The organism is Desulfopila sp. IMCC35008 (genome assembly GCF_010646885.2).
Taxonomy (GTDB): Bacteria; Desulfobacterota; Desulfobulbia; order Desulfobulbales; family Desulfocapsaceae; genus Desulfopila.
In genome coordinates, this window is sequence record NZ_CP050700.1 from 5,309,768 (window position 1) to 5,327,023 (window position 17,256).

Genomic DNA, 17,256 nt, shown 5'->3' on the forward strand with positions numbered 1-17,256 from the left:
TATGGAAAAGACACTGCTTACCATCAACAATCTCTCAGTCACCTTTCCCTCACCTAAGGGAGAGGTACAGGCCGTGCGAAACGTCAGTTTTTCCATGGGCCGGGAAAAAATCGGTATCGTTGGCGAATCCGGTTCCGGCAAATCAGTTACCGGCAGGGCGGTACTTCAGCTCCTGCCACCTTATGCACAGGTGAAAGCGGACGAAATCAGCTACCAGGGACAAAACCTCCTCTCTTTGAGCGAAAAGGAGATGCGCCACATCCGCGGCCTGGGTATTTCCATGGTCATGCAGGACCCAAAATATTCCCTCAATCCGGTCCGCACTGTTGGCAGGCAAATCAGGGAGGCCTATACTATCCACCATAAGGTTCCGAAAAAGGAGGCGAGAGAGAAGACATTGAGAATGCTGGAAGCGGTCCGGATCCGTAACCCGGAACAGGTCTACCGTCTCTTTCCCCATGAAGTATCAGGTGGCATGGGCCAGCGCATCATGATCGCCATGATGCTGATCCCCGAACCGAGCCTGCTTATTGCCGATGAACCGACCTCAGCTCTAGATGTAACGGTGCAGTTGCAGGTGCTGGCGATACTCGACGACTTGGTCAGTCAACGGGGCATGGGCCTTGTATTTATCTCACATGACCTCGAACTTGTTTCCTCCTTCTGCGACAAGATTATTATCATGTATGGCGGACAGATCATGGAAGTGGTCGAGGCGGCTGAACTCCATAACTCAACTCACCCGTACACCCGGGGTCTGCTGAGCTGCCTGCCGAAGATAGACGGCGACAGGGCTCCCCTTCCGATCCTCCAACGCGACGAGGCGTGGCTTGATGCCGTCAGTATTCCGCCAGTCGGAGTATAATATTATGTTACAGGTACAAAACCTCAACGTCATTTTCGGCCACGGCGCAGACAAGAACCACGCGGTCAAAGATGTCTCCTTCTCCGTTGCTAAAGGGGAGAGTTTCGGCCTGGTCGGGGAATCCGGTTCCGGGAAATCGACGGTACTTAATTGCATCTCTGGCCTTCTGACCAACTGGCACGGTTCCATCGATATAGAAAATACCGCGGTCCAACATAAACGGCATATGTCATTTTACCGGAAGGTCCAGATGGTCTTCCAGGACCCATACGCCTCACTCCACCCGAGGCACACTATCGACCGCACCTTGAAAGAGCCAATTGCCATCCACAAGATCGGTGACGCCAACCGGAGGGTTGAAAAGGTCTTAAGAGAAGTAGGACTTGGTCCGCAGTTCCGGTTTCGTTACCCTCACCAGCTCTCGGGTGGCCAGCGGCAGCGGGTGGCGGTGGCCCGGGCCCTGATCCTGGAACCGGAGATCATCCTGCTTGACGAACCCACCTCTGCCCTCGATGTTTCCATCCAGGCCGAAGTGTTGAATCTCCTTCAGGATATCCGTCAGGAACGTAATCTCACCTATGTCCTGGTAAGCCACGACCTGGCCGTTGTTTCCCATATGTGCGACACAATCTCAGTCATGAATCACGGTGAGACCGTGGAAATAATTAACAGGAACCAGCTGCAGACAGGGGAGCTGAAAGAGAATTATACCCGTCAGCTGCTGGTGGCAAGCAAGGGGTACAACCGCTCCGCCATTGATCAATTCGAGGATTTCTAAACACCATTCCCCATGAAACTCACTGACATTACAAGCAGGACGGTATCGATCCCCCTCAGCACCCCCTTCAGGACGGCCCTTCGCACCGTCACCAGCATGGAAAACGTACTGGTTGAGGTACACAGCGACAGTGGCCTTACCGGTTTTGGCAGTGCAGCCCCGGCTACGGTGATTACCGGGGAAACGGTGGCCTCCATAACCGGTGGTGTCGATCACCTCCGTGACCATCTGCGAGGGATGGATATCACCGCATACGAAGCCCTTTTCAATACATTAAACGACTGCATAATTGGTTGCATGTCGGCCAAGGCAGCGGTAGATATAGCAATCCATGATCTTCTCGCCAAGTCCCTGAATATTCCACTTTATAGATTCCTGGGTGGACCGGTGCGGGAAGTTGATACCGATATCACCATCAGTCTGGATGATCCTGCTGCCATGGCAGCCAAGAGCGGGGAGCGGGTCAAGCAGGGCTTCTCCACCCTGAAGATAAAGGTCGGGGGAGATGTTGAAACGGATTTGGCCCGGTTGAAAAGTATTCGTGACTCCGTAGGAGATACTATCTGCATACGCATCGACGCCAACCAGGGCTGGACTCCCAAACAGGCGGTGCAGGTCGGACGCATGCTGGAAAGGGAAAACATTCAGGTTGAACTCATGGAACAACCCTGTGCAGCCCATGATCTTGAAGGACTCAGATTTGTTCGGGAGAACTGTTCTTTTCCAGTCTATGCAGACGAGAGCATGTTCTCACCCCGTGATGCCCTCCGCCTTGTTACCATGAAGGCGGTTGACGGCATGAATATAAAGCTGATGAAATGCGGTGGCATCTACAACGCCATAAAAATTGCCGCAATTGCCGACACAGCCGGCATCCCGTGTTTGATTGGCTCAATGATGGAGTGCAGCGTAAGTGTGGCGGCAGCCGCCCATCTGGCCGCCTCCAGGCGGAACATTGACAAATTCGACCTGGACGCACCCCTGTTCTGCAGTGTAAACCCTGCCAGGGGCGGCATTACCTACAGGGGATGCCGTATTGAATTCCCTGATTTACCGGGGCTTGGTATCAGCTCATATACCTAGTTTCCATTCTAAGACCGGGTATTTCGAAGTCTACGCTTATCTGGTCCAGATTGAGGCCTGTGGAATATTTTACCACAGGCATATAATTGCTCTCTCGGAGTCTCGTTCCTCACTTACCGGAGGATGAAATTTTGAGCATAATGAAGATATTGGCCAAAAGGGCAGTTTCATAATTCTTCACATTTGAGAAATCCATAGAAGAGGAAAATGAAAGTATACATTAGCGTCGACATGGAAGGCATCTGCGGCACAACCAGCTGGAGCGAGGTAACCAAGGGCAATGATGATTATGAAGCCGGCCGCAGACAGATGACAGCGGAAACCGTTGCTGCCTGCATGGGTGCAAAAAAAGCTGGCGCAACCGACATCGTGGTACGTGATGCCCACGATTCCGGGCGCAATATCATTGCCGACGAGCTACCCGAGGATGTCACGCTTATTCGTGGCTGGTCCCATCATCCCTACTGCATGATGCAGGGCCTGGACAGAACGTTTGATGCCTCGCTGATGATTGGCTATCACAGTTATGCCGGTGGTGAGGGCAACCCTTTATCACATACCATGAACAACATCCACAACAGCTCGGTGGTGATCAACGGCAAACTTGCTTCGGAGTTCCTTATTAATTATTACATCTCCCTCCTGGAGAAAGTCCCGGTGATTTTTGTCTCCGGAGATCAGGAAATCTGCTACCACGCGAGGGAGTATGCCCCGGACATGACAGCCGTGGCCGTGAAATCTGGAGCCGGGGATTCAACCGTCAACCTGCACCCGAAACAAGCCCTCAAAAGCATTGAGGAAGGAGCACAAAAGGCACTTACTGATATTCCCGGTGCAGCCCAACTGCCCGATCATTTTGATGTAACCCTGAACTATAACAACCATAAAGATGCCTACAAGGCTTCGTTTTACCCGGGTGCTAAACTCTCCGAGGCGAGAGCCGTAAGCTTTAGCTCCAATGACTATTTTGAGGTTCTTCGTTTCTTCCTCTTCACCTTTTAGAGCTTCTTGATTATGACACTCCAACAACGAATTACCCAACTTCATCACCAGGCCTTCACAGTTGATGCTCATTTTGATCTTTGCTATGAAGTTGCCAACATGCGGGAACGCGGTGATAAGAAGGTAATTGAAAAAACGTTCCTCAATCAATTCAGGGCTGGCAGCTTCGACCTTATCGTCTCAGCCATCTTTGTCCATAACTATTTCCTGCCGGAGATGGGGTTGCGAAAGGCGCTCGACCAGATCAGCCACCTCCATGCCGAAATAGATGAATCTCCGGGGCTGTTCCGTATTTGCCGGACATGTAAAGAAGCACGTCAGGCAAAAGAGGATGGGGAAATTGCCCTTTTCCTCTCCTTGGAGGGAGCCGATCCACTCCAGAACGATCCAGGCCTGTTACGGATTTTCTATGAACTCGGCGTAAGAGGCCTGGGGCTTGTCTGGAGCAGACGAAATGCGGTGGGCGACGGCGCGTTTTTTGCTTCCCAGCGAGAGGGACAAAAAGGCGGTTTGACCCCTTTTGGCATTGACCTGATTGAACAGGCAGAAAGACTTGGCATGTTTATCGACGTCAGCCATCTCAACGATGAGGGCTTCCTCGATGTGATGAACGTAGCGCAAAAACCTCTGATAGCATCCCACTCCAACTGCCGGGCACTTGCCCGAACCATGCGCAACCTCACCGACGACCAGATCAAATCTCTCGCCGCGAAGGGAGGTGTGATCGGTATGAACTCAGTCGATGCTTTTGTCCATGATGATGCGAAAAAGGCCACCATGGATGATTTTGTCAACCACGTGGATCATATCGCAAACCTTGTCGGTATAGATCACGTAGGTATCGGCTTTGACATCTGCTGTGGTTTCCCTAACCACCTCAGTATGCCGGACAATGTCGAAGCAACCGATCTGATCAGCGATCACGGACATCTTGAAGAATTCACCGAACAGTTGATCCGACACGGCTATAGTGATGAAGACATCATGAAGGTTCTCGGTGATAATTTCATGCGGGTCTATTCCGAAACTACAGGTTGACCCCATCAGGTTCTGCCCTTTTTCCTGTTTTCTGGTATAAGATTTCATGAAGGGAAAGGTACACCCCGAATTTTTCATCAGTTCATGAAAAAATCCGCACTATGGATAAAGGGAGGATGCTGTGCACCATCACACCAAATACAGACTACTGTTATTTTTTATCGTCCTCGTCGTTTCGGGTAGCGTCCTGCCCGCCATGGGCCAGACAGTACAACTGCCGATAACCCTCGAATATCCACTGCTGCAGAGACTCGTCACCAACAGTGCCTTCCCGGAGCCGGGTGCTCGCACCACTTTGGTCAACGAGGGCAATGGCTGTATCTATCTTGCCCTTTCGGAACCCGTTATTTCCGAGGCGAGCGGTCTTGTCCGGCTGGAGATGAAAATCACCGCCCAGGCGGGAACACCGCTCAGCGGTAGCTGCTTCGGCTCTCTGAGCTGGCAGGGCTTTCTTGTTTTATACCAACAGCCGTACATCACCGGTGAAACCTGGCAACTCAGGTTTACCACCAACAGAACTGAACTTCTGGGCGCAAACCGAAGGCCGGAACAAATCAGCCAGATACTGTGGAACTTTATTGAACCAAGGGTCATAGCCTATCTCGATTCGTTATCCGTTGACCTGAAAGTCCCTGTCGAGGACCTTAAAAACTTCCTGCTCCCACTGTTTCCGCACCAGGTTGCCCACGACACCGAAAAGATGCTCGACTCCATGCAGCCCGGCACGATAGACATCCGGCCGGATCACATCCGGGTGGATATCCTGGCCGAAGTGGAGAAGGTTTTTGATCCGGAGAGTCAGGCAGAACCTCAATACCTGGCTGGCGCAGACCTTGAACATCTGGTGGTACTCTGGGAGAACTGGGACTCCATGCTGACGCATGTCGTCACTCTCCTGGCCAGGGAGCTGTTGAATGCAGATGAGCGCCAGATTCTTGTCGATGTCCTTCTTCAAACCAGGCATCGGTTTGTTGAGGATCTTGCGGACAAAACCATTACCCATGATTTTGTCCGCGAACAGTTCGTCGAGGCCTGGCAGCAACTCTCTCCCATTTTCAGGAACCACCTCTACGATAAAAAAAGCAACTCCCAACTCCTCGGCTACCTGGCCTTCGTATCTTCCTCGGATGCTCTCCTGGTATTTGATAAGCTCGGCCCGACCTTCGGTCTCGAGATCAGTCGTAATGGCCTGATTCGGCTTATGCAGATGTTACAAGCTGATTCGTCACTCTTGCAGTACCCCCAGAAAACAGATCCGGAATTACAAAAACTATTTCAAACCAATCCTCAAACAGGAAATATCAAGGCACCTCTTTCAAATTCTTCAACCTTTCTGGAATCTATTTTTGAACTCTTCAGCCCGACTACGGCTATGGCAGCCGAACTCCCTACTTTTCAGGAGATCCTGAAGTGGCAGGTACCGAAAAAAAATATCGATAGATATATTGGCCGTGTCGATTCTGTCATCCAAAAAGCCCTGAAACAAACCATCGCCAAAACAATACCCCGCCAGCAGAAGACCATGTTTAAACAGTTGATTCCCGCCCTTGCATGGCAGGAAAGCTGTTACAGGCAGTTTGTGATCAGGGACAACAAACTCATGTACCTGCTCTCCTACAACCAGAGTTCAGTTGGCCTGATGCAGGTGAATGAAAGAGTCTGGAGGGGTATCTACAACAGGGAACGGTTGCGTTGGGATATCAACTACAACAGCAGGGCCGGATGTAAAATTGCCGCTCTCTATCTCACAAAATACGGGTTGCGCGACCCCAAAAAGACCAGGACATTGACTCAGCCACAGATGGCGGGGCTGGTTTACGCCATGTATAATGGGGGGCCGTCACAGTACTCAAAATACCTGGCTCGATTAAAGAACAAGGACTTTTACCAGAGCGACACTCTTTTTAATCAGAAATATAAATGGGTGGTTTCTGACCAGGACAAGATGCTCTCAAAGTGTTTAACCGGAAGCTGATCCAGAACGAGTAAACAATCCCGGATATACTCTAAAAAGGAAGGACAATGAAATATTCAGAAGCGAAACAGGGCAGGGTTTTCGTCATTCGGCTGGAAGATGGAGAAATCGTCCATGAAGTACTGGAACAATTTGCGATCGATCATGATATCAATGCAGCCTCACTCACAGTCGTTGGCGGTGCCGATGATGGCAGCCGTCTCGTGGTTGGCCCCAGAGAAGATCGGGGTTTACCGCTTCAGCCAATGAAATTACAGCTTGAGCATGCCCATGAGATAACCGGTACCGGAACTCTGTTTCGGGACGACAAAGGCGTACCACTTCTGCATATGCATATGAGCTGCGGTAGAAAGGAACACACCGTTACCGGCTGCATCCGGGAGGGAGTAAAGGTCTGGCATGTGATGGAGGTTGTACTGTTTGAGCTGGTGGACTGCTCTGCCAAACGCCTGGTAGAGGAACCGCTGGGGCTGAAGCTACTGAGCCCCTGATTGCAGAAAGTGGCACTAGGCACGCGGGGTCAGACTTAAGCCTGACCCCGGACTAACCTACCGAATTCAGTCACATTAAACAGCGGAAGCGGTTCGTGGTTTACGGCTCGTCTTCGGATTAGACCGTCTCGGCTTACCACCGTTTTTACGGTTACCGAACCTCTCACTGCCGGAGCTTTTCTCACCTTCACGGCTGAGTTTCATCATCCTGCCGTTGATCCGGGCGTTATGCAGCACCTTCATGAGCTGACGCGGCATTCCCGCAGGGAGATCAACCGTGCTGTACTCGTCATATATTGAGATCCTGCCAATATACTCACTGTCCATATCCACTTCATTGGCGATGGCACCAACTATATTACCCGGTTTGACCCCGTGTGATTCACCAACGGCAATGCGGTACCGTTCCATTCCTTCATCGGATCGACCGGAACTCCTGCGGTTGTTGCGCCCACCAACCGGTTGTTTCCTCTCTCTCTTCTCACGCCGCTCATACTTCTTTTCTTCAAGCAGCATAGGACTGTTTCCCTGGACGAGTTTTGCAAGTGCCGCTGCGACCTGCTCCACAGACGCCTCTGTCTCACTGCAGTAATCACGAATGAGGTCGTCAAAAAACGAACAATCCTCAGTAAGGGTCTTGGTTATCCGGCTTTTATAAGCCTCTATCCGCTTTTTATTCACCTCGTTAACTGACGGCATATGCATCATCTCTATCTTGCGGCGTGAAGCCCTTTCGATAGACTTGAGCATCGACTTTTCCCGCGGTGCAAGAAGCAGTATGGCCTCTCCGGTCCGTCCGGCCCTGCCGGTCCTGCCAATACGATGAATATAGGACTCGGTGTCAAAAGGAATATCGAAATTGATGACATGACTGACCCGCTCGACATCAAGCCCCCGTGCCGCCACATCGGTTGCTACCAGGATATCTATCTTGCCGGATTTCAGTTGCTCAACCGTGCGTAAACGCTGGTTCTGGGGGATATCCCCATTCAGCGGTGCTGCCTGATAACCGAGCTCGGTTAGAAACTCAGCCAATTCGACAGTCTGCATCTTGGTTCGAACAAAAGTCAGAACACCATCCGTTTCAGACACTTCCAGTATTCTACCCAGGGCTTCCTTCTTGGCGTTCATGCCATTGGTGATAAGAAATTTCTGGTTAATGGTCGAAGCGGTGGCAGTCTTGCTGCGGATAGTAATCTCCACCGGATCATGCAGGTGGGTTGCGGCAATCCTTCTAATAGATGAAGGCATGGTTGCGGAGAACAGTGCGATCTGTTTCTGTTGCGGTGCCTGCTCCAGTATCCATTCCACATCTTCGAGAAAACCCATCTTGAGCATCTCGTCAGCTTCATCCAGGATAAAAGATTGTATCGTATCGAGCTTGAGACTGCCCCTACGGATATGATCCATTACTCTGCCAGGCGTCCCCACTACAATGTTTACACCTTTACTCAGCTGACGCAGCTGGCCGCTGTATTCTTCACCGCCGTAAATAGCCAGGACTTTCAGATTATTTATATAGGTCCCGTATTTTTTGAAGGAATCGGCAACCTGCAGGGCTAGCTCCCTGGTCGGGGCCAACACCAGAATCTGGGGACTTGCTTTTTTCTTCTGTCGGAGGCCATTCAAAAGCGGCAGGGCAAAAGCTGCTGTTTTACCCGTGCCGGTCTGGGCCTGCCCGATAACATCACGTCCTTCCATAACAGAAGGGATCATCTGGGTCTGGATAGGGGTCGGCTCTGTATAGCCGGACTGGTCAATTGCTTTCAATATTGGTTGAGACAACCCGAAATCGGAAAAGTCCTCGGGCATAACAGACAGATAGTCTTTAGACATGATAATCCTGTGTTTTGTAGAGTTCATCCCTGGAGAATGAAGAGGGTAACATCATCAACTTGGGAAATAATCGGCGATCGCGTATGCGATATCAGCAGATCCTTCTGCTTCTTTCTCCGCCGTCAAGTGTCACCCCAGCTCTCAACAAAACCCATTACATCATCAAATACTGGTCCGACACGCACATAAAAAACGCGAAAACTTACCAGGTATTCGCGCTTTCTGCAAGGCTTAATAGAAATAATAGATAAAAAATCGCCCGTATTAAATCCTGAATTTTCCGACCATCTCGTTCAATTGTCTTGAGAGGTCGAGTAACTCGGCGGCACTGCCATTCACTTTTGCAGACTCGTTGCTCATATCATCAGCAACACCATCCACCTCCATTATAGAGTTGGCAATTTCGCCGGCAACTGTTGAATTATCGGCCACCCTTTCATTCACCTCGGCAATACCCTGGGCCGCCTGGGTGACGTTGCTGGAGATCTCCTGGGTAGTCACCGCCTGTTCCTCAACGGCAGTGGCGATCGTTGCAACAATATCATTTACGGTATGTATAACCGCAGTGATTTGCTCGATTTCCTGGACCGTGGTGTCAGTTGTTTTCTGCATTCCCTGGATCCTGGTATTAATATCCTGGGTCGCATCAGCCGTCTGTTTCGCCAACTCCTTGATCTCGTTAGCGACAACGGCAAAACCCTTGCCAGCTTCACCGGCACGGGCGGCCTCGATTGTGGCATTTAGGGCCAACAGGTTGGTCTGCTCCGAGATTTCAGTGATAACTTCTGTAACCTGACTGATTTCCTGGGCGGCACTCCCCAGTTCATCAACCTGGGATGAGGCCACTTTCGCTTTCTGTACCGCCTCACCGGTTACGACCCTGGCCTGTTCAGAATTCTGGGCAATTTCATTAACCGTGGAGGTCATCTCTTCAGTGGCTGCAGCAACCATATTGACATTGGTGGCCGCCTCCTCACTGGCTGCAGCAACAGAATTCATCTGATCACTGAGTTGGTTTGCCGCCTCAGAGGTGCGCCTTGATTTCTCAGACATTTGACCCGCCCCGGAAGAAACCGAGGTGGCGACATTGGACATATCCGTAGAAGACGTGTTCAGCACCCTTGCATTATCTGATATATCCTTAACAAGTTTCTGCATACGCTCAATAAAACGATTAAAAACATTGGCCAATATTCCCAGTTCGTCCCGGCTTCGCAGATCAAGCCTTTTGGTAAGATCACCCTCTCCCTCGACCAGATCGGTAACCATAGCCGTCAACGCTTTTAAGGGTCTGATAGCCAATAGGTTCAGAATTATGATAATAGCGGCAATAAGAAGGGCTACAACCAGCACGGCGATTCCTACCTGCGTCCCCATTGCCGTCTGCATCGATTGATCGACTCGCTCTTCAAAGGCCTGAATACTGGCCCTATTCTCCTCCTTATCCTTCGCCATTGCCTCAACGACGACCTGATCGCTATAAAAGATGGTTACCGTGCCAACTTTCTCTTTCTTGACAAAACTCTCCGCACTCACAGAAAGATCGCGGTTTAATTGTAAATCTTTTGGGAGGGCGTCGCCATTTTGCACTTCGCCTTCCCGCCATACGGCAGCAAATGGCTCATCAACATCATCGAGGACTTCCACCGCCGCAATGGCGGGTAACCGCATGTAGCCAATCAGCATACGCTCAACAGAGGCCGTATCGAAATCATAGAGCAGGGTCGAAACAGACCCGGCGAGCATCTCAATAGTGTTATTAACCATCTGTTTCAGTTCATCCTGTCGCACCTTGCCCTGATTGTCGATGATAGACTCTACCTCCTGGCTGTACTGGTCAAAAATCGTTTTGACCAGCCGATCTTCGAGCACGTATGAAACACCGGTATTGAGTCCAAGAAGAATGAGGATCAGTACTCCACACCAAGTGGCAGTCTTAAAGGCAATACTGAATGATCGGGATTCGTCTTTTTTTGCTGACACAGTAGCTGACATATTATTGCTTCTCCGTTTCAATAATGATCTTAGTCCTTAAAACACTATAGCATCGATAGTACCTGCATTTCAGATGAACAACAAACCACAAAATTCATAGTTTACTAAAAGATTACCTCGTCTTCTCCACCTGATACAGCACACTATAAATCGTCGTGATAAACAACAGAGCTAGAGGGGGACCAAAAAGCAAGTTAACCATAACAACTCTCGCCGTCGGCGCCACATGAGCCCGTCGACCAAGCAGGAGGCTCAGCAAACACACTAATTACGAGTAACCTGAATTGATCATAAGATGCTGGATGGCGCAAAACGACTTCACATATAATTAAAATGTATATAACGCATAAAAATAAGTGCAATCAACTCAACAACATATACGTTTACGTAAACTAGATATTGCACAACTATCTATTATAATGTACTTATCTGGAATTAGCATTTCCCTAGAAACGTTCCCATCACATCGGATTCAAACTGAAAGGAGCTTGCGACATGAGTCAAGACCTGAACGTCGGGCAAACACCCATCCAACTCATAACAGATAGTGCTTCTGACATCCCTGAAGATATGGCACGAAAGAGAAATATCACCATTGTACCGCTCACAGTCAGTGTCAATGGTCAGGAATACCAGGATGGTGTGAGCATCACTCCGCCCAGGTTTTACTCCATGATGGCGAAGAAAGGGGCATTGCCCGTCACTTCACCTCCTGCCCCCGAAACTTTTCACGAAATTTTCAACGGGCATATCGGCCAAAGAGATATTCTTGGTATTTTTATCTCACGGAAGATGAGCAACACCTTTGATGTGGCCAGCCAGACGAAAATGAATAATTACAACACCTATCTCAAACAGCGCATGGCACATCCGCAAGTAAACAAGAAAATGCAGATCGAGCTCATTGACAGCCGTCTTGTCTCCATGGGGGCAACGCTGCTGGTGCTTGAAGCGGCAGATAAAATTGAGGCGGGTTGGCCACTGGATAAGATCAAGGATCTTATCAACCAGCGAATCAACGATGTGAAGGTGTTTTTTATGGTCGACAATCTCGACCACCTGGTCCGTGGTGGTAGGATTGGCCGGGGTTCCGCTCTATTTGGAAAATTACTGGGATTCAAGCCGATTCTCGGTATGGCAGGCGGTGGCGTGGATGCCAAAAGCAAATCGTTCGGCGGAAAAAGGGCCCAGGGGAAACTTATTGAGTACATGAAGAATGATCTGGGCGGAACATCTCAACCGGTCCGTATTGGCATCTGCCACGCGGGCGCACCGGAAAAGGCCACCACGGTCAGGAATCTGGTGCAGGAGGCCTTCCCAAATCAAGAGCATTATACGACATATTTCGGTCCCACCGTGGGGGCCCACACAGGACCGGGAGCCGTTGGTGTTGCCTGGCTCCCGTATCAGGAAGAGTGAGGAAGGAAACGGCTCATTTCAAGAGGTAGAACCCGATGGCCTTATCTGCGGCAGAATAGGATTCGACCTCCTTAAACAGGAAAACGGCCTGATTGTTCGAAACACGCAACACCTTACCCTCTTTGAGGACAGGTGTTGCCTTCTGGTCGTCGAGCCGAAAATCGAGAAGCCCCGGCGAACCAGGTAACAAATCAAGTAAAGGGGACAATTCAAACCGTGCCCCATGGCGGGATATATCAAGCACAACGACTTCCTTAGGGCGGGCCTTACCAGTTTGAAACGTCCCGTTCAGGCGGGTCTCCTTGCGAACATGTTTGCGCCGTTCCAGCCGAACGGTATTTCTATGACCCAGGGAACATTTCTCCCTGACACATGTCTCACAATCCCTATGTCCACAGTCACACTTCTCACATTTGAAGCGATAAGTGAGGTTAACCGGGCCGTCTGAGGAAAAGTATTTTGTCACATCGACACTTTTACTTTTTGCACAAGCAGGACAGCTAAGCACCACTTTATTATCCGGTCCCACAAACACTTTTTGCATGGTCACTTCGGCTTCTTTCATCATCCTCACATCATGTATACAACTTGAACAAGGCCTGGGTACCGCTCTCACTCCCGCCTTCTGCTGCAACTTTTTCATAAAGCTGGCGGGCGAGTTTCAACCCCGGCACTTCAAGACTCATGGCATCAGCGGATTCAATCGCAATAGTCATATCCTTGATGAAATGCTTCACAAAAAAACCGGGAGCAAAATCATCCTTGATTATACGCGGGGCCAGGTTGGAAAGCGACCAGCTGCCCGCCGCACCGCTTTCAATCGATTTCAGCACGGTCACCGGATCGAGACCAGCTTTTTTCGCATAGGCAAGTGACTCGCAAACCCCCATCATACCAGCGGCAATAGCGATCTGGTTGCACATCTTGGTATGCTGACCCGCACCGGCCTTGCCCTGATAAACGATATTCTTGCCCATCAATTCAAACAGTGGCAGTACCTTGTCGAAAACCTCTTTTTCACCACCGACCATGATGGAGAGACGTGCCTCCCGGGCACCGACATCCCCACCGGAAACAGGAGCATCGAGTGCGGAGATACCTGCCTTCTGGGCCTCATCAAAAATCCGGGCAGCAAGATCAGGCCGTGAGGTTGTCATATCAACGACATACCCACCGCTCTGCATATTTTTTAACAAGCCACCTTCGCCGAGATACACCTCCTCCACATCCGGAGGAAAACCGACAATCGTGAATACCACATTACATTTTGCGGCCAGGCTGGATACGGAGTCTTCCCATAGGGCGCCCTGGCTCACCAGTTCGGCGGCTTTTTCTGCTGTGCGCGTATAGACGTGCACCTTGTATCCACCATCCATCAGGTGCCGGGCCATGCTCTTACCCATTACCCCGATACCGATAAAACCGACAGTGGCACTCTCTGTTGTCAAAGACATTCGACTCTCCTTATATAAGATGTAGTATTTTCGTTACAGGTGGGATTGTCACATTAGCAAACAATCCTGAGGGTTGCAAATGCTCGCTTAAGGGGTTGGTGGAAATTGGCCCAGAATTGCACCAACCAGTTTATTTACCAGAGCGATGTTCTTCTCCGGTGTCGGATAGTCCGGCAGTCTTTCAACCCCTGTTCCACGCCAGAGAAGCCGACCTGTTCCGGATTCTGTTAAATCAATGACCAACGTTCCCACATCATACTGCTCGAATGATGTTCCGGAATCAAAACCGACCACGCCATAACGCGAATAACGGCCATAACCGAAACCAACATGCGTATCAAGCGGAACCTGCTCAAACCGGGTTTGTATCGTATAACCATAGCTGACAAGCAGATCACCCGGCTGGCCGGGCACAATCCCCCTGGAGACAAGCTCCCTGTCAATAGCCGCGTGAAATCTCTCATGCAATAATGGATTGGTTTCCCTTGCATCTTCTGAATGGGGCACCTCCACCTGCTGCCAGCTGAAGCTCTTAAAGCTTGCGAAATCACTTCCCGGGCGATAATCCTGACTCACGCGGACGGTACCGCAGCCGGTCATGAACAACAGGAGGATCACCATGATCACAACTGCCGGCCCTGTTCTTTTCATAAGCTTGCAACCCTCTCTTTCTACTCTCAGTACTTCGTTACTATTGATGATCTCGTAAGAAGTTTATTTCGCCTTGTAAAGGTACTCTGACACATTATGCAAGCAAAATAATCATTACATAGCGCGATGTCTTACCAATCGCGACCAACAGGAGAAAAAGCCAGAAATTGACCTTCATGATCCCGGCGATAAAGGTCAACACATCACCTCCCAACGGCAACCAGGCAAAAAGCAGGGACCATACACCATAACGCTGGAACCAATGCTGCATTTTATCGACCTGCTCCTGCTTGAAGTAGAACCAGGGCCGATCCTGATAGTGCAGAAGGTAACGTCCAAGCCCCCAGTTAACAGCCGCACCAAGGGTGTTGCCAGTAGCAGCTGACAACAGGAGCAACTGGCTGTCGAAGTCGCCCTGCATCATTGCGTACAGTATGACCTCAGAAGAAAAAGGCATAACCGTCGCCGCCAGAAATGACGCACCAAACAACAGGAAGTAGGAATACATTACGGTGGAGAGGAATCCTGACCGGTAACGGACACTTTTTCGCCACCCCTGAACCAGGAAAAATAAACACCGATGAGACAGGACAGCGCCGAAATAGTAAACACAAGGTGGATGGCATCCAGAAAACGGTTGTAGTTTGCGGGTTCGATCTGTTGCCTGCCGACCAGCAGGGTCAACACGACCATGGCCACAGCCATGCTGGCCATCTGCCCGAGCAGCCTCATGGTAGCGACCACACCTGATGCCTGACCGTAATACCGTTTTTCTACAGCACCCATAATCGCACTCATGTTGGGAGTACTGAAAAGTGCAAATCCGAAACCCAGGAGAATGAGGTTTGCCACAATGACCGATACTGTTGAATGACTATCCAGCATACGGAACAGGAAAACCCCAAGTACGGTAATCGCCATTCCAGCGGTGGCAAGATAGCGAGGTTCAATCCGGTCGGCAAGCCTCCCCGCAGCAGGAGAGAAAAGAGCCATGACAACCGGCTGGGCCATGAGGATCGTGCCTGCTGCCTGCGGCGTCATTCCCTTAATATACTGGAGGTAAAGACTGAGCAGGAAGGTCACCGAAAAAGTGGCGGAATAGTTCAGCAGAGCCGCAAAACTGGAGAAAGCAAACCGCTTATTTTCTGCAAACAGCTTTACTTCAAACACCGGGAAACGGGCTCGTTTCTGGTGCATCACGAAAACCGCCAGCAACAAAAAACCAAGAGGGGTAAGCACTATACCGATACCATCCGGCAACCGGGATGCCCCGTAAACCAGGGAGAGAATCGAAGCTGTGTAAAGAAAACAGCCGACCAGGTCAAGTTGCTGGCCCGGTTCCCCCCTCCACTCACCCTTGAGGACATACAGGGTAAGCAGCAGCGAGCCGACTCCCATGGGAAGCGTTACAATAAAGATTGAACGCCAGCCGAGATATTGAGTCAGTACTCCCCCGACAAAAGGTCCGACCGAAAGCCCTACATAAACGGCCGCCACATACCAGCCGATAACCCTGCCACGTTTTTGCGGCGGAAAGATGGAGGTAATAATCGCCATACCGGTGGTAACAAACATGGCGGCACCGAGCCCCTGCACCACCCTTGAGAAAATAAGGGTGAACGCCGACCACGCAAAAACTGAGAGGCCCGCCCCGATAACGTACACCCCAAGACCGGTGGCAAATATCTTCTTGCGACCATGGATATCGGCAACTTTTCCAGCCGGGACAAGCCCCACGGCCACGGCTAGCAGGTAGGCGGTAGCAATCCAACTGAGTTGAACAGCATTCAGCCCTAATTCTTTCTGGATGGCTGGCAGGGCGACATTCACCGAAGAAATCAGGAACGGCCCCATAAAGGAAGTGAGCGTGGCCACAAACATTGCCGAACGCTCGACCGCGCGGTTGTCCTGCCCTTGTCCCTGGATGTTTGCCGATTCGTTCATCAACTAAAAACCGGGATCACGTAAAGTAAAATGGCAAAAAACTGAAAGACGGTTCCTGCCAGTACAAAGAGATGCCAGACCGCATGGTGAAAAGGCATCTTCCGACTGACATAAAAAATGATACCTACTGTATAAAAAAGTCCACCAATTAGCAACAGGACAAGTCCCGTCATCGGTACTGCAGAGAGTAACGGTTTGGTGGCGACTACAATGGTCCAGCCCATGGCCACGTAGATACACACGGCAAGAAACCGATACTTGCGCAGCAGAAATATCTCGCAAAGGATACCGAGCACAGCCAGCCCCCAGATGACTCCGAACAGGGACCATCCCCAGGGCCCATTCAGGCTGACCAGGGTAAAGGGCGTATAGGTTCCTGCAATAAGTAGAAATATCGCAGAGTGATCGAGAATCCGCAACACCCTCTTTGCTTTCGGCCAGGGGATGCTGTGGTATAATGTGGAAGCGGCATACATAAGGATCATGGTGGCGCTGTAGACCGAACAGCTGACAATATGCCAGACTGTGCCGAACACGCTGGAAAAAGCTGTGAGAACTCCCAAGGCGGATACAGCAAAGAGGAGCCCAACTCCGTGGGTGATGGAGTTGGCAAGCTCTTCGTAAAAAGTATAACGTTGTGAAGTACTTGAAGATGTCATAATATGTATTTAATCAGATTTGTAAAATTTTATAATGTAAGCGACGTGGTTGAACAAAAAATTCTA

16 protein-coding genes are annotated in these 17,256 nt (G+C 50.4%); 8 read left to right on the forward strand and 8 right to left on the reverse strand.

The window, feature by feature from the left end; genetic code table 11:
* Window position 1 precedes the first annotated feature (1 nt).
* From GA520_RS22710 to GA520_RS22740, 7 genes are all read left to right on the forward strand, one after another.
* A complete protein-coding gene (locus tag GA520_RS22710) occupies window positions 2–865 on the forward strand; it encodes an ABC transporter ATP-binding protein (RefSeq protein WP_163335710.1) in 864 nt (287 codons plus the stop codon).
* Window positions 866–869: 4 nt separating this feature from the next.
* Complete coding sequence (locus GA520_RS22715; RefSeq protein ID WP_163335711.1) at window positions 870–1,643, forward strand: ABC transporter ATP-binding protein; 774 nt, start codon at window positions 870–872, stop codon at window positions 1,641–1,643.
* Window positions 1,644–1,655: 12 nt separating this feature from the next.
* The gene (locus tag GA520_RS22720) at window positions 1,656–2,726 is read left to right on the forward strand and encodes a dipeptide epimerase (protein ID WP_163335712.1); all 1,071 of its coding nucleotides are present in this window, start codon (window positions 1,656–1,658) and stop codon (window positions 2,724–2,726) included.
* 207 nt (window positions 2,727–2,933) lie between these two features.
* Window positions 2,934–3,728 carry a M55 family metallopeptidase gene (locus GA520_RS22725; protein ID WP_163335713.1) on the forward strand — a complete coding sequence of 265 codons (795 nt, stop codon included), beginning with the start codon at window positions 2,934–2,936 and terminating at the stop codon, window positions 3,726–3,728.
* Window positions 3,729–3,740: 12 nt separating this feature from the next.
* On the forward strand, window positions 3,741–4,766 hold the full coding sequence (locus tag GA520_RS22730; RefSeq protein ID WP_163335714.1) for a dipeptidase: 1,026 nt from the start codon (window positions 3,741–3,743) through the stop codon (window positions 4,764–4,766).
* A gap of 121 nt (window positions 4,767–4,887) precedes the next feature.
* Window positions 4,888–6,741, forward strand: coding sequence for a lytic transglycosylase domain-containing protein (locus tag GA520_RS22735; RefSeq protein WP_163335715.1), 1,854 nt, complete (start codon window positions 4,888–4,890; stop codon window positions 6,739–6,741).
* 47 nt (window positions 6,742–6,788) lie between these two features.
* Window positions 6,789–7,232 (forward strand): PPC domain-containing DNA-binding protein, encoded by a 444-nt coding sequence (locus GA520_RS22740; RefSeq protein WP_163335716.1) that lies wholly within the window; start codon window positions 6,789–6,791, stop codon window positions 7,230–7,232.
* A 75-nt stretch (window positions 7,233–7,307) separates the two neighbouring features.
* On the opposite strand, the gene GA520_RS22745 is transcribed toward GA520_RS22740, so the two are convergent.
* Window positions 7,308–9,068 (reverse strand): DEAD/DEAH box helicase, encoded by a 1,761-nt coding sequence (locus GA520_RS22745; RefSeq protein WP_240910021.1) that lies wholly within the window; start codon window positions 9,066–9,068, stop codon window positions 7,308–7,310.
* Window positions 9,069–9,332: 264 nt separating this feature from the next.
* Window positions 9,333–11,063, reverse strand: coding sequence for a methyl-accepting chemotaxis protein (locus GA520_RS22750; protein ID WP_163335717.1), 1,731 nt, complete (start codon window positions 11,061–11,063; stop codon window positions 9,333–9,335).
* 495 nt (window positions 11,064–11,558) lie between these two features.
* Between GA520_RS22750 and GA520_RS22755 the strand changes: the two genes are divergently transcribed.
* Window positions 11,559–12,482 carry a DegV family protein gene (locus GA520_RS22755; protein ID WP_163335718.1) on the forward strand — a complete coding sequence of 308 codons (924 nt, stop codon included), beginning with the start codon at window positions 11,559–11,561 and terminating at the stop codon, window positions 12,480–12,482.
* A 13-nt stretch (window positions 12,483–12,495) separates the two neighbouring features.
* Here GA520_RS22755 and GA520_RS22760 read toward each other — a convergent pair whose 3' ends face one another.
* The 6 genes from GA520_RS22760 to GA520_RS22785 all read right to left on the reverse strand — a co-directional run bounded on the left by GA520_RS22760 (window position 12,496) and on the right by GA520_RS22785 (window position 17,190).
* The gene (locus GA520_RS22760) at window positions 12,496–13,050 is read right to left on the reverse strand and encodes a PilZ domain-containing protein (protein WP_163335719.1); all 555 of its coding nucleotides are present in this window, start codon (window positions 13,048–13,050) and stop codon (window positions 12,496–12,498) included.
* A 7-nt stretch (window positions 13,051–13,057) separates the two neighbouring features.
* Entirely contained in the window at window positions 13,058–13,936 is an 879-nt protein-coding gene (locus GA520_RS22765) for an NAD(P)-dependent oxidoreductase (RefSeq protein WP_163335720.1), read from the reverse strand.
* A gap of 87 nt (window positions 13,937–14,023) precedes the next feature.
* Window positions 14,024–14,587: a DUF4136 domain-containing protein gene (locus GA520_RS22770; RefSeq protein WP_163335721.1), complete on the reverse strand. Its 564-nt coding sequence runs from the start codon at window positions 14,585–14,587 to the stop codon at window positions 14,024–14,026.
* A gap of 94 nt (window positions 14,588–14,681) precedes the next feature.
* A complete protein-coding gene (locus GA520_RS22775) occupies window positions 14,682–15,095 on the reverse strand; it encodes a YqaA family protein (RefSeq protein WP_163335722.1) in 414 nt (137 codons plus the stop codon).
* A complete protein-coding gene (locus GA520_RS22780; RefSeq protein WP_163335723.1) occupies window positions 15,095–16,531 on the reverse strand; it encodes an MFS transporter in 1,437 nt (478 codons plus the stop codon). The genes GA520_RS22775 and GA520_RS22780 overlap by 1 nt, the downstream gene beginning before the upstream one ends.
* On the reverse strand, window positions 16,531–17,190 hold the full coding sequence (locus GA520_RS22785) for a hemolysin III family protein (RefSeq protein ID WP_163335724.1): 660 nt from the start codon (window positions 17,188–17,190) through the stop codon (window positions 16,531–16,533). The genes GA520_RS22780 and GA520_RS22785 overlap by 1 nt, the downstream gene beginning before the upstream one ends.
* Window positions 17,191–17,256: the final 66 nt, after the last annotated feature.